20 protein-coding genes and 1 tRNA gene are annotated in these 25,100 nt (G+C 71.2%); 6 read left to right on the forward strand and 15 right to left on the reverse strand.

The features are described from left to right. Positions 1–95 precede the first annotated feature (95 nt). A complete protein-coding gene (locus ACFY36_RS12625) occupies positions 96–1,304 on the forward strand; it encodes a calcium-binding protein (RefSeq protein ID WP_499746069.1) in 1,209 nt (402 codons plus the stop codon). On the opposite strand, the gene ACFY36_RS12630 is transcribed toward ACFY36_RS12625, so the two are convergent. The 3 genes from ACFY36_RS12630 to ACFY36_RS12640 form a co-directional block, all read right to left on the reverse strand. Next, the gene (locus ACFY36_RS12630; protein WP_499746070.1) at positions 1,305–1,979 is read right to left on the reverse strand and encodes a Crp/Fnr family transcriptional regulator; all 675 of its coding nucleotides are present in this window, start codon (positions 1,977–1,979) and stop codon (positions 1,305–1,307) included. After that, positions 1,967–3,970, reverse strand: a complete 2,004-nt coding sequence (locus ACFY36_RS12635) for an adenylate/guanylate cyclase domain-containing protein (RefSeq protein ID WP_499746071.1) — start codon at positions 3,968–3,970, stop codon at positions 1,967–1,969. Before ACFY36_RS12635 ends, ACFY36_RS12630 begins: the two co-directional genes overlap by 13 nt. Positions 3,971–4,052: 82 nt before the next feature. Continuing rightward, positions 4,053–4,125: transfer RNA gene (locus tag ACFY36_RS12640), tRNA-Gly, on the reverse strand. 103 nt (positions 4,126–4,228) lie between these two features. On the opposite strand from ACFY36_RS12640, the gene ACFY36_RS12645 reads away from it, so the two are divergent. From ACFY36_RS12645 to ACFY36_RS12660, 4 genes are all read left to right on the forward strand, one after another. Beyond that, the gene (locus ACFY36_RS12645) at positions 4,229–5,887 is read left to right on the forward strand and encodes an FAD-dependent oxidoreductase (RefSeq protein ID WP_499746072.1); all 1,659 of its coding nucleotides are present in this window, start codon (positions 4,229–4,231) and stop codon (positions 5,885–5,887) included. 21 nt (positions 5,888–5,908) lie between these two features. Continuing rightward, entirely contained in the window at positions 5,909–6,229 is a 321-nt protein-coding gene (locus ACFY36_RS12650; protein ID WP_498686054.1) for an STAS domain-containing protein, read from the forward strand. Positions 6,230–6,375: 146 nt separating this feature from the next. Beyond that, positions 6,376–6,867 carry a hypothetical protein gene (locus ACFY36_RS12655; protein WP_499746801.1) on the forward strand — a complete coding sequence of 164 codons (492 nt, stop codon included), beginning with the start codon at positions 6,376–6,378 and terminating at the stop codon, positions 6,865–6,867. Continuing rightward, positions 6,794–7,111 (forward strand): hypothetical protein, encoded by a 318-nt coding sequence (locus tag ACFY36_RS12660; RefSeq protein ID WP_499746073.1) that lies wholly within the window; start codon positions 6,794–6,796, stop codon positions 7,109–7,111. The genes ACFY36_RS12655 and ACFY36_RS12660 overlap by 74 nt, the downstream gene beginning before the upstream one ends. Positions 7,112–7,128: 17 nt before the next feature. On the opposite strand, the gene ACFY36_RS12665 is transcribed toward ACFY36_RS12660, so the two are convergent. The 8 genes from ACFY36_RS12665 to kduI all read right to left on the reverse strand — a co-directional run bounded on the left by ACFY36_RS12665 (position 7,129) and on the right by kduI (position 19,222). Further along, a complete protein-coding gene (locus ACFY36_RS12665) occupies positions 7,129–11,367 on the reverse strand; it encodes a LamG-like jellyroll fold domain-containing protein (RefSeq protein WP_499746074.1) in 4,239 nt (1,412 codons plus the stop codon). Between the two features lie 158 nt (positions 11,368–11,525). Further along, entirely contained in the window at positions 11,526–13,028 is a 1,503-nt protein-coding gene (locus ACFY36_RS12670; protein WP_499746075.1) for an aldehyde dehydrogenase family protein, read from the reverse strand. Next, complete coding sequence (locus tag ACFY36_RS12675) at positions 13,025–14,008, reverse strand: ABC transporter permease (protein WP_499746076.1); 984 nt, start codon at positions 14,006–14,008, stop codon at positions 13,025–13,027. The genes ACFY36_RS12670 and ACFY36_RS12675 overlap by 4 nt, the downstream gene beginning before the upstream one ends. Then, on the reverse strand, positions 14,005–15,522 hold the full coding sequence (locus ACFY36_RS12680; RefSeq protein WP_499746077.1) for a sugar ABC transporter ATP-binding protein: 1,518 nt from the start codon (positions 15,520–15,522) through the stop codon (positions 14,005–14,007). Before ACFY36_RS12680 ends, ACFY36_RS12675 begins: the two co-directional genes overlap by 4 nt. Continuing rightward, positions 15,519–16,520, reverse strand: coding sequence for an ABC transporter permease (locus tag ACFY36_RS12685; RefSeq protein ID WP_499746078.1), 1,002 nt, complete (start codon positions 16,518–16,520; stop codon positions 15,519–15,521). The genes ACFY36_RS12680 and ACFY36_RS12685 overlap by 4 nt, the downstream gene beginning before the upstream one ends. Next, complete coding sequence (locus ACFY36_RS12690) at positions 16,517–17,590, reverse strand: sugar ABC transporter substrate-binding protein (RefSeq protein WP_499746079.1); 1,074 nt, start codon at positions 17,588–17,590, stop codon at positions 16,517–16,519. Before ACFY36_RS12690 ends, ACFY36_RS12685 begins: the two co-directional genes overlap by 4 nt. Positions 17,591–17,651: 61 nt before the next feature. Further along, positions 17,652–18,410, reverse strand: coding sequence for a 2-dehydro-3-deoxy-D-gluconate 5-dehydrogenase KduD (gene kduD, locus ACFY36_RS12695; RefSeq protein WP_499746080.1), 759 nt, complete (start codon positions 18,408–18,410; stop codon positions 17,652–17,654). Next, positions 18,407–19,222, reverse strand: a complete 816-nt coding sequence (kduI, locus tag ACFY36_RS12700; RefSeq protein WP_499746081.1) for a 5-dehydro-4-deoxy-D-glucuronate isomerase — start codon at positions 19,220–19,222, stop codon at positions 18,407–18,409. The genes kduD and kduI overlap by 4 nt, the downstream gene beginning before the upstream one ends. 128 nt (positions 19,223–19,350) lie before the next feature. Here kduI and ACFY36_RS12705 point away from each other — a divergent pair, with 128 nt between their 5' ends. Next, positions 19,351–20,130, forward strand: coding sequence for an IclR family transcriptional regulator (locus ACFY36_RS12705; protein ID WP_499746082.1), 780 nt, complete (start codon positions 19,351–19,353; stop codon positions 20,128–20,130). Between the two features lie 24 nt (positions 20,131–20,154). Here the strand turns inward: ACFY36_RS12705 and ACFY36_RS12710 are convergent, their stop codons facing one another. The 4 genes from ACFY36_RS12710 to add form a co-directional block, all read right to left on the reverse strand. Continuing rightward, on the reverse strand, positions 20,155–20,379 hold the full coding sequence (locus tag ACFY36_RS12710) for a tautomerase family protein (protein ID WP_498686071.1): 225 nt from the start codon (positions 20,377–20,379) through the stop codon (positions 20,155–20,157). Between the two features lie 886 nt (positions 20,380–21,265). Continuing rightward, positions 21,266–21,631, reverse strand: coding sequence for a hypothetical protein (locus tag ACFY36_RS12715; protein WP_499746083.1), 366 nt, complete (start codon positions 21,629–21,631; stop codon positions 21,266–21,268). Between the two features lie 22 nt (positions 21,632–21,653). Beyond that, a complete protein-coding gene (locus ACFY36_RS12720) occupies positions 21,654–24,047 on the reverse strand; it encodes an alkaline phosphatase D family protein (RefSeq protein ID WP_499746084.1) in 2,394 nt (797 codons plus the stop codon). Positions 24,048–24,154: 107 nt separating this feature from the next. Beyond that, the gene (add, locus tag ACFY36_RS12725; RefSeq protein WP_499746085.1) at positions 24,155–25,096 is read right to left on the reverse strand and encodes an adenosine deaminase; all 942 of its coding nucleotides are present in this window, start codon (positions 25,094–25,096) and stop codon (positions 24,155–24,157) included. Positions 25,097–25,100: the final 4 nt, after the last annotated feature.

The following is a 25,100-nucleotide window of genomic DNA, read 5'->3' on the forward strand; positions in this document are numbered from 1 at the left end:
CAGGCGCGTAATTCTTCCTCCTATTCGGCCCCTGTGAGCTGCGAAAGTTCTGAGCGGCGGAAACATCCGCCGACACGAAACAGGGGGGAACAAGCATGACTCTCGGAGCGATCCGAAATCGACGGGTACTTCTGCGCGCCGGGGTGTTGGCGGCGCTCGGGACGGTGCCCGTCCTGGTGCTCTCGGCGCCCGCCTACGCCGCCACGGGTACGGCCAAGGTCGGCAACACCATCCAGGTGAACGCGGCCAACAACCGGGCCAACAACATCACGATCACCCGGGCGGGGGCCAACTTCTTCATCACCGATCTCGGTGACACCCCGGCCGCGGGGGCCGGTTGTGTGGTGTCGGGCGTGCGGACCGTGCGGTGTTCCGCCGCCGGCGTGGCCCGGCTGGTCGTCAACACCGGGAACTTCAACGACCGCGTCAACAACCTGACCAGCACCGCCTCGCTGCAGAACGGCGGGCTCGGCAACGACAACCTGTTCGGCGGCACGGGTCCCGACGCGCTGGTCGGCGGCTTCGGCACCGACAACCTGTTCGGCCGGGCCGGCAATGACAACGCCGCCGCGCTGACCGTCAACGACGGGCGTGACCTGTACAGCGGCGGGGCCGGCGTGGACACCACCAACTACGGCAACCGCGTCGCGCGGGTCGTCGTCACCCTCAACGGGGCCGCCAACGACGGCGCTCCCGGCGAGCTCGACAACAACCTGACCGACGTCGAGAACATCGTCGGCGGCCGGGGCAACGACTCGCTGACCGGCAACGGCGCCGCCAACCGGATCTCCGGTCTGGCCGGCAACGACGTGATGACCGGCCTGGCCGGCAACGACACCTCGCTCGGCGGGCTCGGCAACGACACCGCCGTGGCGCTGAGCGTGCGCGACGGCCGGGACGTCTTCAGTGGCGGTCCGGGCGTGGACACGACCAACTACGCCGCTCGCGCGCTTCCCGTCAACGTCACTCTCAACAACATCGCCAACGACGGTTCGGCGCCGGAGTTCGACAACAACCTGACCGACGTCGAGAACGTCATCGGCGGGCGTGGCTCCGACAACCTGGTCGGCAGCGCCGCGGCCAACCGCATGTTCGGTCTGGGCGGCGCCGACTTCATCTTCGGCGGCGCGGGCAACGACACCCTCGTCGGCGGAGCCGGCGGCGACCGGATGTTCGGCCAGGCCGGCAACGACACCCTCAACAGCGTCGACGGCGTGCGCGGCAACGACCGCAACGACGGCGGCGTGAACGTCGACCGGTGCGTGGCCGACCTGCTGGACGTCAAGATCAGCTGCGAGCTGTGATCAACGAGCGCGAGCTCTCAACAGATTCAAGTCGATAACCGAGACCGAGCGGCGCTGCGTGGTGATGACCCCGTGGCGCCGCAAGGTGCGTAAGGCCTTCGTCACCGATTCCCGGGACGAGCCGGTCCACGCGGCCAGCTCGTCCTGGCTCAGCGGCACGGTGATCTGGACGCCGTCGGAGCCCGAGGCGCCGAACCGCTCGGCCAGCTCCACCAGCCGCAGGGCCACCCGGCCCAGGGTGTCGTACGTGCCGAACTCCACCCGCTTGCGGTCGGAGTCGCGCAGCCGGGCCACGATCATCCGGACGATCCGCATGGCCGCCGGCGGATGGTCCTGGAGGAACTTCAGGAACGAGCTGACCGGCACCACGAGCGTCTCCAGGGGCTCCAGCGCCGCCACCGACGCCGACCGGGGCGCCCCGTCCAGGGCCGACATCTCCCCCAGCAGCGCACCCGGGCCGCGGATGGCCAGCAGCACCTCCCCGCCCTGCGCGGTCAGGGAGAACACCTTGGCCCGCCCGGACAGCACGAACACGACCGTCGTCGACTGGTCGCCCTCGCTGAACAGCGTCGCTCCGCACGGCCAGAGCCGCCGGCGCCCGCAGCCGAACAGATGCTCGACCTCTTTGACGGCCAGCTCGCCCAGGAACTCCCCCGGGTCGGTCACGAGTGCCACGAGTCCTCCTCCCGGAGACCGTTGAGGACGTACGCCGGCACCGGCCGGCGCCGTCCCTTCACCATCAGATCGCCGAGCGGGGTCACCAGCGCCGATGATCCGATCCGGTCGAGCGTCGCCCCGCCGATGACCACCTGGCCCGGCGCCGCCTGCGTCTCGAGCCGGGCCGCCACGTTCACCGCGTCGCCCATCGCGTTGAAGTTGCGCAGCTCCGAGCCGCCGATGTTGCCGACCAGCGCCTCGCCGGTGTTGACGCCCACCCGGAATCGTGGCCAGCCGGGCCGGTCCGCCGCGATCCGGTCGACCGCGCACTGCATCCTCAGCGCCGCCCGAGCCGCCCGCAGGGCGTGGTCGGGCTGCCGGGCCGGCGCGTTGAACAGCGCCATCAGCGCGTCGCCCTGGAACTGCACGACCGTGCCGCACTGCCCGAGCACCGCCTTCGTTGCCACGTCGAAGTATTCGTTGAGCATCGTCACGATCTGTCCCGGCGTCGACTCCTCCGAGAACGTCGTGAAGCCGCGCAGATCGGCGAACAGCGACGTCACCTCGACCACCGCCCCGCCGAGCGCCGCCTGCGACGGGTCGGCGACCAGCGCGGTCGCCACGTCCGGCGACATGTACTGCCGGAACAGCACGTCGAGCTGCCGGTAGAGCCGCGCGTTCTCGAGAGCGATCGACAGCTGCGCGGCCAGCGACCGCAGCAGCGCCGCGTCCCGTTCCGGCACCTCGGCGCCGCGCCCCGCGACCAGCACGCCGGCCGGGTGCCCTTTGACGATCAAGGGCAGGACCAGGTTTCCGTACGCGTCCACGAGCGGCTCCCGGCTTCGCAGGGCCGCCTGCCCCGGGCGTACGGGATCGAAACGGGCCGAACCGCAAGCGAGCGACGGCCGGAAGACCAGCCGGTTGTCCTCGACCAGCCCGATGTGGACCGCGTAGCCCTCGAAGGCGGCCGCGATCCGGCGCACCGCGCCCTCCAGCAGATCGAGATCGGACATCAGCACCCGCGCGTCCCGGCCTACGGCGACCAGCGCGTCCAGCTTATGGATCTGATCACGTTCGCTCGCGAGGGCGTCGGCGGCCCGGCTCAGCACCGCCGTCTGCCCCTCGGTCAGCTCGAAGCGCCGCGCCACGACGGCCATGGCCGAGGTCCGCGGGCCGCCCCGCATGGCCTCGACCAGCGCCTCGAGCGCCGCCCCGTACTCCGCCTTGAGCTTGCGGACGGTGAACTCGGTGCCGACCGCGGTGAACAGCCCGGCCGCCGCGCCCTCGTTGCGGTATTGGACCCAGGCGCTGTACGCGACGTACCCGAACCCGGCCGCCATCAGCAGATGCCACTCCCACCAGGAGGCCTGCCAGTTGCGGCCGGCCGCCATCGCCACCGCCGACTCGGCCAGCAGCGCGAACGCCGTCATCACCGACAGCAGCATGACCGCGCGGCGCTCCCGGTAGAGCGCGTAGTAGCGGACCGCCGCCGCCGTGAACAGCGCGAACGCGACCAGCGACAGGGCCTCGGTCGACGGCGCGACCACGGCCAGCGCCCCGGCCAGCGCGAACGCGCCCACCCGCAACCACACCGACCAGCGCATCAGCCCGGACGGCAGGTCGACGGCCGACGCCGCCGCGAGCACCGCGGCCGCGGTCAGGCCGACCGGTGACGCCGACGCGAACAACTCGTTGGGCCCGTCGAGCAGCATGTGCGGGGTGGCCAGCGCGTGCAGCGCCAGGAAGGCCGCGGCCACCAGGAACGACAGGCCGACCAGGAAGAGCCGGATGTCGGCCCGGCGCCGGGCCGCCTCGTTGACCAGCACGGCCAGCGTGAGGCTGACCGCGGCCACGGCCAGCACCAGCCAGAAGTGGGCGGCGTCGTGGTGCCAGCGCCCGTCCAGGGCGGGCCGGGCGATCAGCAGCCAGAGGCCCACCATCGGGGCGGCCAGGTGCGCGGCCCAGACGATCACACGCGCCGGACCACCACGACCCGCCACTGGATCCATGCACTCCGACGTTAGTCGCATCGGCGCTGGTGGAGGGTGTCGGAAAAGCGCGAAAGGGGCCCCGAAGGGCCCCTTTGACACGAGCGGACGACGAGATTCGAACTCGCGACCCTCACCTTGGCAAGGTGATGCGCTACCAGCTGCGCTACGTCCGCGCTGAGGAGAACAGTACCGGATGCCGTCCAGGGGCATCGGCACCGGGTCCCCTGTGTCGGGCGTGACCTTGAGCGGACGGCCCCACTCTGCGAACATTCGCCGATGGTGACGCCTTTCCCGGAGCTCGGTGAGCAGTTCGAGGAGCTCGCGGCCGCCGCTTTCGTGGCGCTCGGCGAGGAGCAGTTCGCCCGCGCCGTCACGTACGGCCGGTCGCAGCCGGTGCGGGCCGGTGACGTGCTGTTCGACGCCGGGGACGACAACGGCGACCTCATCCTGATCGAGTCGGGCGGGGCCGACGTCGTGCACAGCGACAGCGCGGACGCGATCCTGCACGCCGGCCCGCGCCAGTTCGTCGGCGAGCTGAACCTGCTGACCGGCCAGACCCGCATCCTGACCGCCCACGTCACCGCCGACGGGGTCGTGCACCGCGTCTCCCCGGCCGCGTTCCGCCGCCTGATGGCACAGGACACCGAGCTCAGCGACATCCTGCTGCGCGCCTTCCTGGCCCGGCGCCAGCTGCTCGTCTCCCGCTCGGCCCGCGGCCTCGACGTGGTCGCCGACGACGCCACCGCCGAAGGGCTGGCGCTGCGGACCTTCCTGGTGCGGCAGGACCTTCCGTACCGCTGGCTCCAGGCCGGCACCGCCGAGGCCCGCGAGGTGACCGCCGGCGCCGGCCTCACCCCCGGCGACCTCCCGGCGGCGATCATGCCGAAGCTGACGCTGCGCAACGTGAACCCCGGGACGCTGAGTCATTCGCTGGGGCTCACCTACCGGCGTACACCCGAAGGAATCGCCGATCTGACGATCGTCGGCGCCGGACCGGCGGGACTGGCCGCCGCCGTCTACGGCGCGTCCGAGGGCCTGGAGACGGTGCTGCTCGACGCCGTGGCCACCGGCGGGCAGGCCGCCGCCAGCTCCCGCATCGAGAACTATCTGGGCTTCCCGTTCGGGCTCAGCGGCGAGGCCCTCGCCGCTCGGGCCGTGGTGCAGGCGCTGAAGTTCGGCGCCCACCTCGGCAGCCCCTGCGGTGTCACCTCCCTGGCCCAGCGCCCCGACGGCTCCCACCTGATCACCCTGGTCGACGGCACCGAGATACCGACCCGCACGGTCCTGATCGCCACCGGCGCCGCCTATCGCAACCTGCCGCTGGGCCGCTGGGCCGACTTCGTGGGCGCGGGCATCTACTACGCCGCCACCGATCTGGAGGCCAAGGCGGTCTCGGGACTGCCGGTCACGGTGGTCGGCGGGGCCAACAGCGCCGGCCAGGCGGCGATCTATCTGGCCCGGCACGCCGGGCAGGTCACTTTGGCCGTACGCGGTGACAGCCTCACCAAGGACATGTCGAACTATCTCGTCGAGCGGATCCTGGCCGACCCGCGCATCACCGTGCGCACCGCGACCGAGGTCACCTCCCTGGCCGGCGGCCACCGCCTCGAGGAGATCACCCTGACCGGGCGGTCCTCGGGCGCCGGCGACGCCTGCGGCTGCTTCGGCCTGTTCTGCTTCATCGGGGCCGAGCCGGCGACGGGCTGGCTGACCGATGTGGCCCTGGACGAGAACGGCTTCGTCCCCACCGACGTCCAGCTGGGCGGCCGCTGGACCGGCCGCGGCCGCCCCGCGCTCCCGTTCGAGACGAGCATCCCCGGCGTCTTCGCCGCCGGCGACGTCCGCACCGACTCCATGAAACGCGTGGCGGCGGCCGTCGGTGAGGGGGCCAGCGCCGTCCGTAGTGTCCACCAGGCCTTGGCCCACCTGGCCTGACGGCCGGGTAGCATGTGGCGGATGCCGATGGAAGCCACGATTCTCCACGAACCAGCCGATCCCGACGGCCTGGTCGTAGCCTCCCTCGCCGGTGAGCTCGACCTCGACCGCGCCGACGACGTCCGCGACGCCCTGGCCACGATCGCCGCCGATCCCGCCTGCCGCTACCTGCGCGTCGACGTCGCCGGCCTCGACTTCATCGACTCGTACGGCCTGGGCGCCCTGGTCAGCGCCCGCAACACGGCCGCCGCCCACGGCGTCACGTTCACCCTGGCCAAGCCCTCCCCGCCGGTGCAGAAGGCGATCGAGGTCACCGGCCTGGGCCACGTCTTCGGCCTCTGACGCGAGCGTTCTCATGGGGAGACTCGCAGCCTCGACGGGCCCTTTCCGCGAGGAGTCCCATGCCAACCGGCCCGCGATCCTGGACGGTCGTTCTCTCCCGTCTGCTCGCCCACGGGGATCTGACCAGCGCCCAGACGGCGTGGGTGATGGAACAGATCATCTCCGGGGCGGCGACGCCCGCGCGGACCGCTGGTTTCCTGGCCGCTCTGCGGGCCAAGGACGAGACACCTGGTCACCGCTCTGCGCGCCAACGCGACCGCGGTTGCCGCCGATCTGGCCGAACATCTCGGGATACCGCTGGACCTGACGCCGCATCAGGCCGCCCGGATAGCGGCGGAGGCGGGAATCACCTTCCTGTTCGCGCCGAAGTTACAGCTCGGACCGTTGATCAACCCGTCCGTCCGCCGTCTCAGGTGGTCGGTGTCGCGGACGCGCGGATGGCGCCGGTCGTCGCCGGCGTGCTGGCCGCGCGCGGGCGTTCCGCCCTGGTCGTCCGCGGGGACGACGGGCTGGACAAGCTGACCACCTCGGCCCCGTCGCAGGTCTGGACGGTGCGGCGGCACCGTGACGGCCACCCGGCTCGATGCCCGGGACCTCGGTCTCCCCCGGGCACGGACCGGCGAGCTGCGCGGTGGTGACGCGGCCGGCAACGCGGACGTCCTCCGGGCCGTGGTGAGCGGCGAGCGCGGCCCGGTCCGTGACGTCGTGATCCTCAACGCGGCCGCGGCCCTGGTCGCTCGCGCCGGACGGGACGCGCCTCTGCTCGATCAGTTCGGCGCCGCCGTCGCCCGGTGTGCCGGCGCCATCGACACCGGGGCGGCCCGCGCGACCCTCACCCGTTGGATCACCGTGAGCCGGCGGGAAGGCCCCGTGAGCGGCTGACTCACGGGACCGTGCCGTCAGCGGCGGCCCGTGCTCACCTGGGCCACCTGCTCGGCGCTGAGCTCGTAGGCGTACATCCGGAAATCGTCGATCAGCCCGTCGAAACGCGGATCGCCCCAGCTCGTCCCGCCGATGAGGTTGGCCGTGGTGCTGCCACCCACGCCCACGTCGCCCAGCTCGAGGGGGAAGTCGGTGCGTACGGCCTGAAGGACGCCGTTGAAGTAGATCTTCCCGACCGTGCCGTTCATGGTGAACGCCACGTGCGTCCACTCGTTGAGCGGCAGATCCCGGCCGGCGCCGAGAGTGAGCCGCTCCTGCGCCGGCGCCCCGGGCGCCTTGAACGTCGCCCCGAAGCCGGTGGTCCCGCCGTTGGTGGACGACTGGAGCAGGAAGAACGTGTCGGTGCTGCTGCCGATCTGCACCAGCGGCACCCAGTTCGGCAGGGTGTCCGGACGGGCCCGGAAGGACACGGTGAAGCTCTGGTCGAGCCCGGCGTCGATGTTGTCCGGCAGCCGGATCTGGTTGCCCGAATCGGGGGCACCGCCCGGCAGCGACACCGTGCCGCCGGTCCCCCAGGAAGTCGTACCCTGCAAGGTCGCGGCACCGATCGAGGTCTTCGTTCCCGAGTTGGCGGCGGAGGTGCCCTGACCCTCGTCGAAGGTGTAACGGACCGGGGCGCCCTCGTTGTACATGGCCGCCACGTCGGACGCGCTCAGCGTGGACGGGAACACCCGGACGTCGTCCATCAGGCCGTCGAACGCCGCGTCGCCGTACCCGTTGCGGCCCAGCCAGTTGTTGGCGGTCGGGCCGATGGCGCTCATGTCGATGGTCAGGTCGGTCCGGGTCGCGATCGCCTCGCCGTTGAGATAGAGCGTGCCGGCCGTGCCCTGCCGGGTGAAGGCCACGTGGTTCCACTGCCCAGCGGTCACGTCCCGGGCCGGACTGGCATAGACCCGCTCCTCGGTGGCGCTGTTCTTCGCCTTGAACGTGGCCGCGAGCCCGGTGCTGCCGGCGGCCTGGGTCTGCATCTGGATCTGGAAGTAGCTGCCGGCCGAGCCGAGCCCGTCACCGATGTGGAACAGGCCGGTCCAGTTGCTCTTCGTGTCCGGGCGCACCCAGAATCCGGCGGTGAAGTTGGCCGCGCCCTGGAGCAGGTTGTCCGGCAGGTCGACCGCGTTGGCGGTGCTGCCACCGGGCAGGTTGACCGCCTTGCCGATGACGCCGTTGCCCGACCAGCCGGTGGTCCCGGTCAGCACGGCGGGCCCCACCCCGCCCGTGCCGCCGGTGTTGGCGGCCGAGGTGCCCTGTCCCTCCTCGAACTCGTAGCGGATCGGGACGCCGGACGTCGCCGGGGCGTCGTCGCCCACGACCACCAGGTCGTCGATCATCAGCGCGGCTCCGCTGCCCGGGGCTTTCAGGGTCAGCGTCTGCGAGGCCGTCGCCGCCGTGAACGTGCCGGCGTACGTGCCGAAGGCGGCCGACGAGGGCAGGGCGGTCGTGGCGGTGAGGGTGGCGTTCAGGTTGCCGGCGGTCAGGACGGCCGTGGCCGCGCCGGACCCGGCCGATCGGGTGTCGCGGGCGTAGCGCAGCGACACCCGGTACGTGGTGCCGGGAGTGAGATCGCTGATCGTGCGGCGGATCTCGCCGGCGGTGCCCAGGCCGAGCTGATAGCCGGTGAGGCCGAGGCCGCCCTGCCCGGCGGCGGCGCCGCGCACGAGCTGGACCGGGCCGATCACCGTCCACGGTGTCATCCGGCTGCTGCCGGCGGCGACGTCGACCACGGTGGGCGGGTTGCCGGCGCGCCACTCGGCGGGCACGCGCGGATATTCGAACTCGTCGACGACCCGCGGGTTCAGCTGCGCCAGTTTCACCGCCGGGTCGATCTGGACGATCTTCGCGATCGACGGGGTGCCGTTGGCGTCGAAGACGAACAGCATGTAGGAGCCGGGAGGCGCGTACGTGCCGTTGGCCGGCGCCGCCACGGTGACCGTGCCGCCGGACTGGCTGAACGCCAGGTCCTGGAAGTTCTGGTCGTTGTTGAAGCCGTGCGTCACCGACCCGTTGCGGACCAGCGTGACGCGGGAGACGCCGCCGGACGCGGTGATCGCGAAGTTGCCGTTGTAGCCGATCTTCTTGGGCGCGGCGCTGATCACCGGCCGGGTGGCGGGCTGGTCGCCGTCGAACAGGTACGACGGCGAGTAGTACTCCACGTCCGTGTAGTTGCGCGGGCCGGGAGCGCCACCGCCGCCCATCATCACGCGGCCGTCGGGCAGCAGCAGCGCCGCCGAGTGGTAGAGCCGGGCGTGCTGGTAGGGCACGGCGACCTCGCTCCAGTCCCCGGAGTCCGGATCCCAGATCTCGGCGTTCGTGACGTACCCGCCGTTGCCGTTGTTCTCCCGTCCGCCGCCGGTCACGAGCACGTCGCCGTCGGGCAGGACGGTCGAGGTCGCCCAGTGCCGCTGGTACTTCATCGGGTCGGTGGCCGCGATGACCGGGGTGGCGGTGCCCTGGGTGATGTCGACCGTGAAGCCGGCGCGGGCGCCGTCCGGGCCGCCGCCGTTGCCCCACCAGCCGCCGCCGACCTGGAGGATCTTGCCGGGGCGGTACATGGTGGCCGTGGAGGTGGCGCCGACCGGGTTGCCGTTGGCGCCCTGGTTGGCGATGCCGCTGGGCAGGGTGCCCCGCAGCACCAGGCGGCCGGTGCCGTTGTTGCCCTGCGGGTCGAGCTCGAACATCTGGGTGCCGCTGATATTGAACAAGGTTCCGGTGCCCGGGGCCACGAACGCGCGGGGGTACCACCACCGGTTCTCGTCCGCGCCGGCGTGGTCGGATCCGCCGTCGCCGTACGCCTCCGGGCTTCGCGCGCCGTCGAGCGTCTTCCAGCCCGAGCCCGAGGTCGGGGTGTAGATCTCCGGGGTCAGCACGCCGGGACCGCCCGGCCCGCCGCGCAGGCTGCCGCCCTGCACGACGACGTCGCCGTTGGGCATGGTGGTGCCGGTCGGGTACCACCGCGGATAGTTCATGGGCGCCTCGTTCTGCAGCCCGTTGTTCGTGGTGTAGCTGGTGACGCCGATGGCGCCGTCGTTGGGGCTGTTGCCGCCCAGGCCGTCGTCGCCGCCGACCGTCATCGTGGAGTGGTCGTGCGGGCTCTGCACCTGCATGGAGCAGAACAGGTCGGTGTAGGTGAGGTTGGGCAGGATGCCCGCCCGCACGTTGGCCAGGGTGCGCGCCTCGGCCGGATCCCAGACGTCGACCTCCATGTGGCCGCCCTGGGTGATCGAGGTGTCGCCGGTCCAGTCGTACGGCGTGGTGTCGGTGCCCCAGCCGCCCACGCTGCCGAACGACTGCACCTTGCCGTCCGACGTCAGCGCCATGTTGATCGGCATCAGCGGCCACGGTGTGACGCCGCTCCAGGCGCCCTCGCGGTCCTTCGTGGGCGGTGAGCAGTCGGCGGTCAGCAGCCCGGCGGCGTACGCCAGTCCGTTCCTCATCTGGGCCCGCATGTAGGGCTCGGCGTAGGCGGTGCCCTCGTGCCCCATCGCCGTGTACCAGGACCGGCCGCTGTCGATCCGCTGGCACCAGGTGACCGGATGGGAGGTGCCCTGGCGGCCCCCGCCGTACGACGCCTCGTCGGCCTCGATCAGGGTGCGGACGTTGGGGGCCGGGTTGACGACCCAGTCGTACCATTCGTCGCTGCGGGTGATCGTGGCCGGCACGCCCTGGGTGAGCGGGTGGCTCGCGTTCTTCACGACGACCCGGCCCGGGCGTACGCCGGGATTCTCCGGATGTCCCTCGGAGACCGCGCCGACCAGGCGGGCGTAGAACGGGTTGACGTCGTGCTCGCTCTCGCCGACCGACCAGCCGGTGTAGTGCAGGCCCATGAAGCCGCCGCCGCCGCGGATGTAGGACTCGAGCGCGGAGCGCTGGGAGGCGTTGAACAGCACGCCGCCGGTCTGCGCGAAGACCACGGTGTCCCGGGCGGCGAGGTTGGCGGTGGTGAACGCCGCCGGATCGTCGGTCTCCTGGATCTCCACCGGCTGGCCGTACTGCGTGCCGAGCTCGGCCGCCAGGTCACGCACGGCCTGGCGGGCCTGCACGTTCGACGCGTGGAAGTTGGGCTTGAAGAACAACAGGACGTTGAGCCGCCCGTCGTCGACGGCGGCGGCCCGGGCCACGGCGGCCGAGGCCGACCCGGTGATCAGCGAGAGCGCGGCGATCGCCGCGACGAGAAGGGCAGACCTGCGGGGAGCTTTCATCGGGATCCCTCCTTGGAGGGCCTGAACGTAAGACGCCTATCAATGCATAGTCAAGAACTGAATCCATGTACGCGAATTTTTTGCATTTGAGTTCTCATATGCGAACTAGACGCAGGCAAGGGCCGACCCCCGCAGGGCCGGCCCTTGCCGAAGTGCGGTCAGCGCAGCTCGGCGATGACGGTCTTGAGCTCGGTGTAGTCGTCCAGGCCGAACGAGCCGAGCTCGCGGCCCCAGCCCGACTGCTTGAAGCCACCGCGGGGCAGGGTGACGTCGTCCGCGTGCCACGTGTTCAGCCACACCGTGCCCGCCCGCAGGCGGGCGCCGACCCGGTGGGCCGTGCCGATGTTCGACGACCAGACGCCGGCCGCCAGCCCGTACACCGTGTTGTTGGCCGCCGCGACCACCTCGTCCTCGGTGTCGAACGGCACCGCGGTCACGACCGGGCCGAAGATCTCGTCGGTCTGCACGGCCATCCGCTCGTCGACCGAGGTGATCAGGGTCGGCGACACGAAGAAGCCGCGGTCGCCGAGCGCATCGGCGCTGCCCGCGTTCAGCACCGCGCCCTCGCTGACCGCGCCCCGGATGTAGCCCAGCACCTTCTCGTGCTGCTCCCGTGAGACCAGGGGGCCCATCTGCGAGGACGGGTCGAAGCCGTCACCCACCCGGATCGCCCGCGCGGCCGCCGCCACCCCCTCGACGACCTGGTCGAAGACGCCGCGCTGGACGTAGAGGCGCGAGCCGTTGACGCAGCACTGCCCCTCGTTGAAATAGCCGCCCAGCACCGCGCCGGCGATGGCGGCGTCGAGGTCGGCGTCGTCGAAGACGATGTTGGGCGCCTTGCCGCCGAGCTCCAGGGAGACCTTCTTGAGGTTGCCCGAGGCGGCCGCGGCGATCTTCTTGCCGACCTCGGTGCTGCCGGTGAAGGCGACCTTGTCGACGCCGGGGTGCTCGACCAGCGCGGCGCCGGTGTCCCCGAAGCCGGGCAGGATGTTCACCACGCCGCCGGGCACGCCGGCCTCGAGCAGCAGCTCACCGAGCCGCAGGGCGGTCAGCGGGGTCTGCTCGGCCGGCTTGAGGATGACGGTGTTGCCCGCGGTGAGCGCGGGGACGATCTTGAAGCAGGCCATCAGCAGGGGGAAGTTCCACGGCACGATGCCGGCGACGACACCGACCGGCTCCCGGCGGGTGTACGCGTGGAAGTCGCGGCCCGGTACCGACATCGGGATGGTGGTGCCCTCCATCTTGGTCGCCCAGCCCGCGAAGTAGCGGAACAGCTCGGCCGCCACGGCGATGTCACCGTCGCGGGCGGCCTCCACCCGCTTGCCGTTGTCGAGGGCCTCCAGCTGAGCGAACTCGCCGGCGTGGGCCTCGATCAGATCGCCGATACGCCACAGCAGGTGCGAGCGGTCCCGCGGCGTCATCCGCGACCACGGCGACGGCGACTCGAACGCGGTGCGGGCCGCCACGACCGCGCGGTCCACGTCGACCGCGGACGCCTGCGCGACCTGGACCAGCTCCTCCTCGGTCGACGGGTTGACGGTGGCGAACGTTCTGCCGTCCTTCGCGTCCACCCATTCGCCGTCGATGAGCAGTCGCTTGGGCGCGGACAGGAATGAGCGGACGGCGGGCAGGAGAGAGGACATGATGGCCTTCCGGGTCATTTGATGATGGAGACTTTCGAACCGTCGAGGGTGAGGGCCACGGCGACGACGATGATCGCGCCGTACAGGATCTGCTCGTAGGCGGACGGCACACCGACGATCGGCAGGCCGACCCGCAGCAGCGTGACCACGAGCGCGCCGGCCAGGCTGCGCCACACGCTGCCGTGGCCGCCGGTGATGGCGGTGCCGCCGACGACGATCGCCGCCACCGCCGGCAGCAGCAGGTTGTCGGCCATGGTGGGCCCGCCGCTGAACTGACGGGAGACCAGCATGACGGCGGCGAGCCCGGCACAGGCGCCGGAGACGCAGAACGCACCGGCCTTGACCAGATCGACCGGCGTGCCGGCCAGCCGCGCGGCCGACTCCGAATAGCCGGTGGCCGAGATCCAGCTGTGCAACGGGGTGACCTTGAGGACCACGGCGATCAGGGCCACGACGATGACCGCCACCGCGGCCGACATCGGCACATACCCGCCGACGTACAGGTCGAGCCATTTGATCGTCGCGTCGTCCACGACCCGCACGGTGCCGGCGCCGGAGACGACGAGCGCGACCGCGGACAGGATGCTCAGCCCGCCGAGGGTGACGATGAACGACGGGATCCGCAACAGCACGTGGGCCGCGCCCTGCACGAGGCCGATCACCGCCGCGACCAGGATGACGGCCGGCGTGGCCAGCGCGCCGAGGTCCGGCAGCCACAGAGCAAGGAAGACGGTCGACAGCGAGGCCAGGGCTGCGATGGAGAGGTCGATCCCACCGCAGAGAACGACGAGGGTGGCCCCGGCGGCGAGCACGATGAGTGGCGCCGCGGTCCGCGCCACAGCCGTCAGGCTCCGCTGAGTCAGGAAGTCGGGATCGGCGATGGTCAGACCGGCCACCAGCACGGCCAGGGCGATGAGCGGCATGAGCCCGGTGAGACGGCGGCCGCCCTGGGCGGGGACGGGCTCGGTGGCCGTCGGCACGGCGACTTGTGTGCTCATACCATGGCCTTTACGAGATCGAGTGGGCTCGGCTTGCCGCCGTTCGGGCAGGCGACCTCGGCCGCCACCCGGCCGTCGCTCATGACCAGGATGCGGTCGGCCATGCCGATGGCCTCCTCGAGGCTGTCGGCCAGCAGCACGGTGGCGACGCCGCCGGTGGCGAGTTCGCGCATCAACCGGTACACCTCCGAGCGGGCGCCGATGTCGAGGCCGCGGGTCGGGTGGTCCAGCAGGAGCAGCCGGATGTCGCCGCCGACGAGCCACCGGGCCAGGACCACCTTCTGCTGGTTGCCGCCGGACAGCCGCTGCAGGGCAGTATCGCGGCCCGGCGTGCGGATGGACAGCCGCTGGATCCAGCGGTCGACCAGGGTGGCCTGTTTGCCGGGCGCCACGAACGGGCCCGTGCAGCGGGCCTTCTGCTTGGTCAGGGTCATGTTGTCGGCCACCGACATCGAGCCGACCATGCCCTCGGTCTTGCGTTCGGCCGGCACATATCCGATGCCGGCGGCGCACGCGGCCCGCGTGGTGGGCAGGTCGATCTTCCTGCCGTCCATCCGGATCTCGCCGGCTGTGGTCGGCTCGGCGCCGAACAGGGCCCGGCAGATGTCCTCGCGACCGGATCCGTGCACGCCGGCGATCGCCACGATCTCGCCGGGCGCGACGTCCAGGTCGATGTCGTGGAACGTGCGGCCGGACAGTCCGCGGACGGACAGCCGTGGCTGTTCGGACTCGACCCGGGCGGCGGCGTTCTCGTGGTAGTGGTCGTCGGAGCCGGTGGATCCGATCATCATGCGGTGCAGTTCGCGGGGGACGGCGCCGTCCGTGGCGACCTCGCCGACCGACTGGCCGCCGCGCAGCACGACGACCCGGTCGCAGACGGTCAGCACCTCGTCGAGGCGGTGCGACACGAAGACGACCGAGGCGAACTCGCGCAGCCGGCGGATCTGGGCGAACAGGGTGTCGATCTCCTTGGACTCCAGCACCGAGGTCGGCTCGTCCAGGATGACGACCGGCGGGTGCTGGCTGCGCTCCTCGATCCGCAGCACCTTGGCGATCTCGACCATCTGCCGGTCGGCGAAGCTGAGCGAGTCGGTGCGGGCCAGGGGGTCGATGTCCGACCCGATCTTGTCGAGTTGCTCCTGGGCCAGGCGGCGCATGGTGTCCCAGCGGTAGAGGCCCCGGCGGACCGCCGCCCCCTCGCTGCCGAGGACGATGTTCTCGGCCGCGGTCAGGTTGGGCACCAGGGACTGCTCCTGGAAGACCATGCCGATGCCGTGACCGGCGGCCTCGACCACGCTGCGCAGTCTGACGGGCCTCCCCCGTACGAGAATCTCCCCCCGGTCCGGGGTGACCAGGCCGACCAGCGCCTTGAGCAGCGTCGACTTGCCCGCGCCGTTCTCGCCGGCCAGGCCGATCACCTCGTGCTGACGGACCGTCAGGTCGACGCCGTCGAGAGCCTTGACGCCCGGGTAGTGCTTGACGAGGCCGCGGACCTCCAGAGCCGGCGCGCTCACTTGACCACCTGGTTCCTTCGACGCTGCGGGATGACCGCGGCCGCGACCGCGGCCACGACGATGAGGCCCTCGACGCCGCCCTGCCAGTAGGGGCTGACGCCGACCTGCACGAGGCCGTTCGTGAGCACCATGACGAGCAGGACGCCGACGGCGGAGTGCAGGACACCGCCGCGGCCCCCGGTGAGCAGGGTGCCGCCGACCACGGCGGCGGTGATGGCGGAGAAGTCGTATCCGTCGCCGGCCTGGACCAGCCCGGCCCCGAGCTGGCTGGTCACCATGACCCCGCCCAGGCCGTAGAAGGCTCCGGCCAGGGTGAAGACCGCGACTTTGTACGGCTTCACCCGGACCCCGGAAAGGGTGAGCACCTCCTCGGCGCCACCGATCGCGTAGGCGTACCGCCCGAGCCGGGTGTAACGCTGCAGGAGCCAGCCGGCCAGGACGCACCCGGCCGCGATCCAGGTGAGATAGGACAGGCCGAGCAGCCGCTCGATGGCCAGGCCCTCCAGCATGGCGTCGGAGATGTTGGGCTGTACGCCGGCGAACATGAGGGTGGCGACGCCGAGCCCGACGGCCGACACCCCCAGGGTGGCCATGAACGACGGCACCTTCAGCAGGACCAGGGCCAGGCCGCTCAGCGCACCGAACGCGCCGCCCAGCATGACCGCGGCCAGGATGCCCAGGATCCCGAAGTCGTTGTCGTTGCGGTTGTTGGCCACCAGCAGCGAGACGGTCAGGGCGGAGGCGCCCATCACGCCGGCCGCCGACAGGTCGATCGAGCCCATCATCAGCACGAAGGTGATGCCGCAGGTGACCACGGCCAGCACGGCCGCGGCGTCCACGATGTTCCGGACGTTGTCGGCGCTGCGGAACTGCGGACTCCAGGCCGCGAACATTCCGAAGATGACGACCAGCGCGACCGGTGGCCCGGCGTCCCGGAACGACGCTCCCCGCCGGATCCGGCGGCGAGGAGCGGCGGCGACCTCGGATGTCACGGTCATGTCAAGGGCCCGGCCACACGGTTGAAGACGTTGGCGCACTCGAAGTCGGCCGGGTCGGTCTTCGGCTGCGCGAAGTCGGCCGCGTTCTCCTTGGTGATCAGGAACTGCTCGGCGAAGAAGGCCCGGTTCTCGGCGGCGATGTCGGCGACCGCGAGCTTGCCGGTGGCGGCGCAGAATCCGATGGCCAGGCCGATGCCGCCCTGCCAGGCGCCGTCGCTGGAGACGGTGGCGGTCATGTCGCCCTTCTGGACCGCGCTGACCGCGTCCGGCACGGCGTCGATGCCGACGACCGCCACCTTGCCGGCCTTGCCGGCCTGCTGGAGCGCTTCCAGAGCGCCGAGGGCCATGTCGTCGTTGGCGGCCCAGATGCCCTTGAGCTTGTCGCCGTGCTTGGTCAGCAGGGTCTTGGTGACGGTCAGCGCCTCGGCCCGGGAGAAGTTGGCGGCCTGCTGGTCGAGCAGCTTGACGCCGGTGTTCTTGGCCAGCGAGGCCTCGAGGCCCTTGAACCGGTCCTTGGCGGCCGCCGTGTCCAGCACGCCTTGCAGCGCGATGATGCCGCCCGAGCCGCCGATCGCCGTGGCCAGCGCGTCGCCGATCTGCTGACCCGACTCGACGCCGTTGTACGTGATGTGGCTGAGCCAGGTCTTGTGGTCGGCCGGCTTCAGGTCGGCCGGCTTGTTCCACTGGGTGACCAGATAGGCGCCGGCCTGGTCGGCGCCCTTGACGATCGGCGCGGTGTCCGAGTCACCGTTGGGGAGCACGTTCATGACCAGGCACTTGGTGTCGCCGGCGAGGATCTGGCTGATCTGTTCCTGCTGCTTGGTGGAGTCGCCGTCGTACGTCAGGCGCTCCTGGGTCAGGCCGACCGTCTTGGCGAAGGCGTCGCCGCCGGTGAGCCACGAGGCCTCGTACGGGTTGGACTCGTTGCGGACCTGGCCCACCAGCCGGACGTCCGACGGTGCGCAGGCGCCGCCGCCGGCGGCTTCATCTCCTCCGGCGGCCTGCTCACTGCAACCGGCGAGGGCGGCGGCGACCAGGGACAGGCTGACTATGGCCACGATGGGCTTCATGATGATCCTCTACTTCGTCGGTGGCGCTTCTTCGGTGGCGCTTCTTCGGTGGAGGCGGGCATCAGCGGGCCATCCAGCCTCCGTCGACGGCCAGGACGTGGCCGTTGACGTAGTCGGCGGCGGCCGAGCTCAGGAAGACGGCCGCCCCGGCGATGTCGGAGGCGTCTCCCCAGCGGCCGGCCGGGATGCGGTCGAGGATGGCCCGGGAACGGTCCGGGTCCTCGCGGAGAGCGGTCGTGTTGTCGGTGACCATGTAGCCGGGTGCGATGGCGTTCACCTGCAGTCCGAGCGGCCCCCACTCGTTGGCCAGGGCTTTGGTGACGCCGGCGACGCCGTGCTTGCTGGCGGCGTACGACGCCACGCGGAGCCCGCCCTGGAACGAGAGCAGACTGGCGACGTTGACGATCTTTCCCCGCCCCCGCTCGGTCATCGGGCGCCCGAACGACTGGCAGAGAAGGAAGAGGCCGGTCAGATTGATGTCGACCACGCGGTTCCACGAGCTACGGCTCACGTCCACCGAGTCCGCGCGGTCGATGACGCCGGCGTTGTTGATGAGGATGTCCACCGGGCCGTCGCCGTTCACCACGGCGGCGGCCCGGTCGACGGCGTCGTGATCGCCGACGTCCAGATCGACCACCTCCACCTCCCGGCCGAGACCGGTCACCTGGTCGCGGGTGGCCGACTGGCTTCCCGGCCGGCCCAGCAGGACCAGGTCGGCCCCGGCCCGGGCGAGCCCGAGAGCGATGGCCTGTCCGAGGCCGCGACCGGCGCCGGTCACCACGGCCCGCCGGCCGTGCAGGCCGAAGGGGTCGGCGGTCACAGGTCCTCCAGCGCCACCGGGGTGAGATCGGTGTAGTCGTTGTTCTCGCCGCCCATGGCCCAGATGAAGGCGTAGGACCCGGTGCCGACACCCGAGTGGATCGACCACGGCGGCGAGATGACGGCCTCGCGGTCGCGCACCACGAGGTGACGGGCGGCGCCGGGCCGGCCCATGAGGTGGAAGATTCGGTCCTGTTCGTCGAGATCGACGTACATGTAGACCTCGGTCCGCCGGTCGTGCAGATGCGGCGGGCAGGTGTTCCACACCGAGCCGTCGGCGATGACGGTCACGCCGAACTGCAGAACCGCCGTCTGCAGCTCCTGGCCCCAGGCGTAGCGGTAGAGGCTGCGCTCGTTGGCGGCCTCCGGCGTGCCCAGCTTGACCGGCTCGATCGCCGCGTGGCTCAAGAGCGTGGTGGGGTACGCCGCGTGAGCCGGGGCGGACACGAAATAGAACGCGGCGTCGGGCCCCTCGAAGACCACCTCGCGGCCCCGGCCGACGAACAGGCCGTCGAGGTGGCGAAGCTCGAACTTCTCGTTGTCGACGAACACGTGCCCGGACTGGCCGACGTTGACGACGCCGAGCTCGCGGCGGGCCAGGTGCGACGCCGCCCCGAGCACCTCCCAGGCCGGCAGCCCGAGCTGGCCGTCGCCGGGAACCGCCCCGCCGACGACCAGCCGGTCGTCGTGGGTGTAGACCCCGCGCACCTCACCGGCGCGGAACAGATCCTCGACGAGGAAGTTCTTCCGCAGGTCCGCGTTCGTCGCCGTCTCAACCGCCGAGGGCGATGCGGAGTACCTAACCTCGATCAACGGACTCTCCTCGTTTGTGAACCGCGTTCAGCTACGTGAACTGACCGCGACCATACCTATGGCGCAGACCACAGGTCAAGGGACGGAAACCCGTTCGCCTATGTGAACTGGTGTAGGGTGCAGGCGTGATGGAAAGCAGCGGAAGCTCCGCCACCGCCCAGGTCAAGTCGGCGGCCCGCGTCCTCGACCTGCTGGACGACATCGCCGCCCACGGCCCCGGCACCCAATTGCAGCTCGCCACCCGGCTCGGCATCCCGAAGAGCAGCCTGCACGCGCTGCTGCGCACCATGTGCGCCCGCGGCTGGCTGGACACCGACGAGACCGGCAGCGTCTACCGGCTCGGCGTACACACCCTGACGGTCAGCTCGGCCTATCTCGACGGCGACCCGGTGATCTCGCGCGCCGGCTCCGTCATGGACGAGATCGCGACGGCCACCGAGGAGACGGTCCACCTGGGCCGCCTCGAGGGTGCGGAGATCATCTACACCGCCAAGCGGGAGTCGAAGCACCCACTGCGCATGTATTCGGCGGTGGGCCGGCGCCTGCCCGCCTACATGACGGCGCTGGGCCGGGCGATGCTCGCGGAACTGCCCGAGGCGGAACGCGACGCGCTCGTCCCCCACCAGATCAAGCCCGTCACCACCCAGACCATCACCGACCGGGACGCCCTGCTGGCGATCATCGAGAAGGCCGGCCAGCTCGGCTACGCCGAGGAGAGCGAGGAGTCCTGCCTGGGCGTGCGCTGCTTCGGCGTCACGCTGCCCTTCTCGCACCGCTCGGTCGACGCGCTGAGCGTCGCGGTCCCGGTGAGCCGCCTCGACCAGGCGCGGGAAGATTTCATCATCGAGACCCTGCTGAGCGTGAAGGCCCGCCTGTCGGCGATGCGCGGCAACAGCCTGGTGCGCTGACGCGCCGCGCGCCGCCGAAGGGCCTCAGTGTTTCTCGAGCCCCGCCAGCACACCGGCCCGCGAGGCGTCCTCGCTGGCCAGAACGCCACCGTTGGCCACCGAGTCGGCCGTGATCTCGGTGAACACCATGCGGACGTCCTGCTGCCGCGCGCCCAGGATCTCGACGGCACTCTCCGCCACTGCCCGGGCGAAGGCCTTGCGCTGCTCCAGGGACCGGCCCGCGAGCAACTCGACGGTGATGTTAGGCATGGCGCCCCTTCCGTGTCGGTCGTCCATATGACGGACTTCAGTTCACTGTTGTGAACCACAAGCTACCGTCGGCTCCGACTGGCCGCAATGCAGGCACCTGATTCACATACTTGGCATGAGTTCGCGCAGGCGGGCAAGCTCCTGTTCGCGGCGCGGCTGGCGGTCACGAGCTCCCGCTCGTATCCGAGGCGTGAGCCGGCGCCGAACACCGTCGCCCGGATCAGTTTCGGGCGGCCGGCCTCGCATCGGGTTCAGGACCGCGTTGACCAGGACGGGACGACGCGCACGCTGTCCGCCCGGGACAAGCTGTGCTCACGACCGGGCGTCGGCATGTCGCTCAGCGTGGCCTTGGCTATGGCGACGCCGCGACGATCGGCGTCCCGTACGAAATCAGCCTGTGAAGAGGCCCCGGTCCAGCGGAAGATCTCCCACAACGCGAGCCGGAAACCCGGGATCGTGGTGACCGCCCGGCACCGGCCGGCCGGTCGCGGTGCTGGAGCCCGCCGGCCGGGGACCCCGGGAGCCGATGGCGTCGGCACCCGGCACCACCGGCTCAGCCAGGCCGGGATATCGGTGTCGGGTACTCCGCATCTCCGCAGATAGGCGAGCGTGGCCGGCCAGGTCGGAAACGTATGTCCCCCGTGCGCCGCCGACAACGTGGGCGCACTGGTGAATCCGTCCCGCGCCATCGCCTGCGGCGAGGGCCGGCCCGCGCCGATCCAGAGAACGGCCGTCGATCGGCCTACAGAGAGTTAACGAGAGCGGCCGGGACGTCCGCAACCTCCCGCCCTTCGGGATCGCGACGGACCAGGGCCTCTGCCATCCGGACAACTTCCGAACACCGACCGGCGTCACCCTTTCGGGTACGCGAATCAGCGCCACCTCGTCAGTCGGCGCCGGCGTCCTTGGTCAGGACGGCTCGGTCGGCGAAGACGCCGCCGGGTGGGCGCAGGCGCTCGCCGGGTGTCAGCCAGCACCGCATGATCCGGCCCTTCGTCTTGCCCGGCGGGAGGTCGAAGTCGATGTGCACTTCGTGATCGTGTGCCAGTGCGTCCCGCAGCAGGTCGAGGTAGGCCCGCCGGACCGGCAGGTTGCCGTCGTCGAGGAGGCGGAACCCGAACGCGCGGTTTGGCTCCCGGTCCAGCTGGACGATCACCTCGGCCGTGATGAAGTCGTCCGGTGGACCGAACCTGTCGTCCCGTTCGTTGACCCGCAGAAGGGTGATCTTCCCGCGAGCGTTGAGTACGGCCATCGTCACACACCTGCCTCGATGTCTAGTCGAGCGCGTTCGCCCGGATGAGCTCACCGTTGTGCGGGCCGGTGCGGCGGAAGTCGATCCGTACCGGCCGGTCGCTGTTGAGCGCCTCGCGCAACACGCCGAGAGTCGCGGCGCGGTCCGGCTCGTGGTCGTCGCGGCGCAGCTGGAAGCCGAAGAACCGGTGGGGCGCGCTGTCCAGCGACACGATCACCTCGGCGTCCAGACGGTCGCCGGGCGGTCCGAACTTCCCTCCGATCTCGTTCACGCGGAGCAGGGTCAGCCGTCCCTGTACGGAGAGGACCTCCCCGATCAGCGAGCGCCATCGGACCGGTCGGGTGCCGAGATCGACCTCGAACAGCTGCACCAGGCTGGTGGACTCGCCTTCGATCGTGGCGTCGAAGCGGTACCGGGGACCGGGTCCGGTCCGCTCGATCCGCAGCTTGCCCACGTTGCGTTCGAAGAGGGCGCCGAGGGCCGCGGCGCGGTAGTGCCCGCCCTCGTGGTCGTCGAGAACGAACCGGACGGCCGAGCTGTCCACCAGCTCGATCAGATCGGCGACGACGGAGTCGAAATCGGGTGGCTCCACGTCGACGTCTTCGAACAGCGCCCGGATCCTCTCCTGTGGCTGCGGCGGCCGGCCGATCGCCGAGCTGGTCAGCTGCATGATCTGCGGGTTGTTGCGGTGGTCGGGGCCGGCACGCCGGTCGGAGGCGATGGAGTGGATGAGCCCGAAGTGACAGTCGCCGCCGAGGAGGAAGACGGCACGCGGGTGCTGACCGGGCGACGCGTCGGGATCGTCGAAGTCGACATCGTTGGCCAGGCCGAAGAGGACGTTGAGAAGACGGGAGACGTCCGGCTGGTTCTCTTCGAGGTTCCAGGCGTCCGCCGCGTCGGTGGTCGCGAGCAGGTGCTCCTCGAGAGCCTCGTAGATGATGTCCACGCCCGCCGGGCCGATCATCGCGCCGGTGGCCGCACCGACACCGCCGAGGAGGCTGCCGACGGCCGCGCCGAGAAGCGGGCCGACGATCGCGACCGCGTTCTGGGCGATGTCGCGCAACAGCTGGACCGGGAGCAACGCGACCGGCACCGGTGCGGCGAACACGATCACGTCGGCGGTGCGCACCTCGGGTGAGTGTGCCCACGCCACGATGTCGCGCCACTGCCGGCGCCCGAAGATGGGGAACTCGTCGTCGGCGCCGCGATGGTTGCGGACGTCCGGCATGAAGAAGGCGGCCGGCCCGCGCCGGAAGTGGTAGTGCAGGACGTCGGCGTCGGCGCCGATCGGGCTGTGCGCGAGCTGGAACCATCGCAGCGCCTGCCGTGCCTGCTGGACGCGGGCCTCGGGAATGCCGGGGTCGCTGCCCCAGTCGTCCTTGACCTCGTGATCGTCGTGGATCATGTACGTCGGCCGGCGGCTCAGCGCCTGGCGCACCGGCTGGTAGGCCCACAAGGCGTTGTACCGGCGCACGTACCCGTCGAGCCAGCGCTCACCCGGGGCCGGCTCGGGGATCTCGTCGCCGTAGATCTGGTCGCCGATGAACAGCTGGATGTCGCCGTCGCTGCGGTCGGCCAGCCGCCGCCACTGCCGCAGGTCGGCGATCGGCGGGTACGGCCCCTCCACGGGGTTGTGGCAGGACCCGAACAGCACGGTCAGCTCGCGCTCGCCGGGCTCGGCGGTGCGGAACGACCCCGAGCAGAGGAGACGGTCGTTGGCGGCATCGTCCGGGTCACGGGACCAGAGCTCGTACCGGTAGCGCTCCCCCGGCTCCAAGGCCGAGATCCGGGTGACCACCGTGCGGGCCCGGGACTCCCGGAACCGGAGCCGGCGGGTGACCGCCCCGGACGCCCCCGCCCGCACCGGCCGTAGCTCGCACATGTAGCGCCGGGAGGCCATCTGGCGGCCGTGAAGCTGGAACCACAGGCGGCAGCCGCGCTCGGTCGTGTGCCCGACGATGGACTGGGCGAAGTCGATCGCCACGATCCGGTCCATCGTCACGTCGCCGCCGGCGTCCTGCGAGCTGCTCGTCACCAGGACGAACGGCGATTGGTGGTCGAGGCCCTCCACGGCGCCCCGGATCCGCATGAACGCCACCACGTCCAGGAAACGGTCATCGCCGGCGTGCTGCTGAGCGAGCTGCCCGTAGGCGCCGCCGACATCGATGACGAACTCGCCGGAGCCGTCGGCGGCGGAGGTCGCCAACCGCGTGGCGACGGTGATCGCCTCGCCGTGCAGGATCACGGGGCGGGTGACCTCGTCGGCGTCGTCAGGCGGGCCGCCGGAGGATCCGTCTCCGGGTTCGACGGCCACGACCTGCGCGACACGGGGCGCCGCCTTCACGGTGCAGGTCAGCCGGACCCGGTTGACGGGTGCTCCGCTGGTGTAGTCGAGACACCTGACGCGAATGCGCATCGGTCGCCTCCGGGGAGGGCTGCGACGTGTGGTGCGAGCACGGTATCGCGGCGCCGGCAACCGGCCGCCGATCTGGCCTTCATCCGACAGACGCGCGGGGCGGAACGTCAGGGATGGGCGAAGGCGGCCCTGCGGGCGTACCCCTCAATGGTCTTGATCTCGGAGGCCGACAGGCCGATCTCGGTCCTGGCCGTGACGTACTCGCCCGAGAGGGTGATCGCGGAGGCGCGCGGGTCGTCGGTGGCCAGGGCGACCGGGACGCCGGCCGCGAGCAACTGCCGCAGGGGGTGTTCGCGGTAGCTCGGGGCGACGCTCGTGTGCAGGTTGCTGGTCAGGGCCACCTCGAGGGTGATGCCGTTGGCGGCCAGGTGCTCCAGCAGCGCCGGGTCCTCGACCGAGCGGACGCCGTGGCCGACGCGCTCGGCGCCCAGATGGTTGATCGCGTCCCACACGCTCTGCGGGCCCGCGGCCTCGCCCGCGTGGACCGTCACGTGAAGGCCGGCGTCCCGGGCCTTGGCGAAGGCGGGCGCGAACTCGGCCGCCGGAACTCCCGCCTCGTTGCCGGCCAGGTCCACGGCACAGAAAACGTCGCGGCGGGACAGCAGGGTGTCCACCTGCGCGACGCCCTGGGAAGGGCCCAGGTCGCGCAGCAGGATGCCGATCAGCGCCACCGGCAAGCCCGTCTCCTTCGACGCCGTGTGCACGCCGGAGGCGACCGCGTCGATGACGGCCTCGGGCTCCAGGCCGGTCTCCCGGCGGATGAACCAGGGGCTGAACCGCAGCTCCAAGTATCCGAGGCCGTCATCGGCGGCGTCCCGCACCACCTCGGCGGCCGCCCGCTCCCAGTCCTGGGGGCGCGGGAGGGCGGACGGCGCGGCGTCGACCTTGTCGAGGAAAGGGACGAGGCCGCCCAGAGGGCCCCGGGCCACGAGCAGGTCCTCGGGGTCGGCCGCGACGGCCAGGGGGTGTCCGTCGCGGCGCGCCAGCTCGAGGACGGTGGCTACTCGCAGGGAGCCTTCCAGGTGGCGGTGCAGGTCGATCAAGGTCACAAGG

The organism is Actinoplanes sp. NPDC000266 (genome assembly GCF_042899005.1).
In the GTDB taxonomy this organism is placed as follows: Bacteria; Actinomycetota; Actinomycetes; order Mycobacteriales; family Micromonosporaceae; genus Actinoplanes.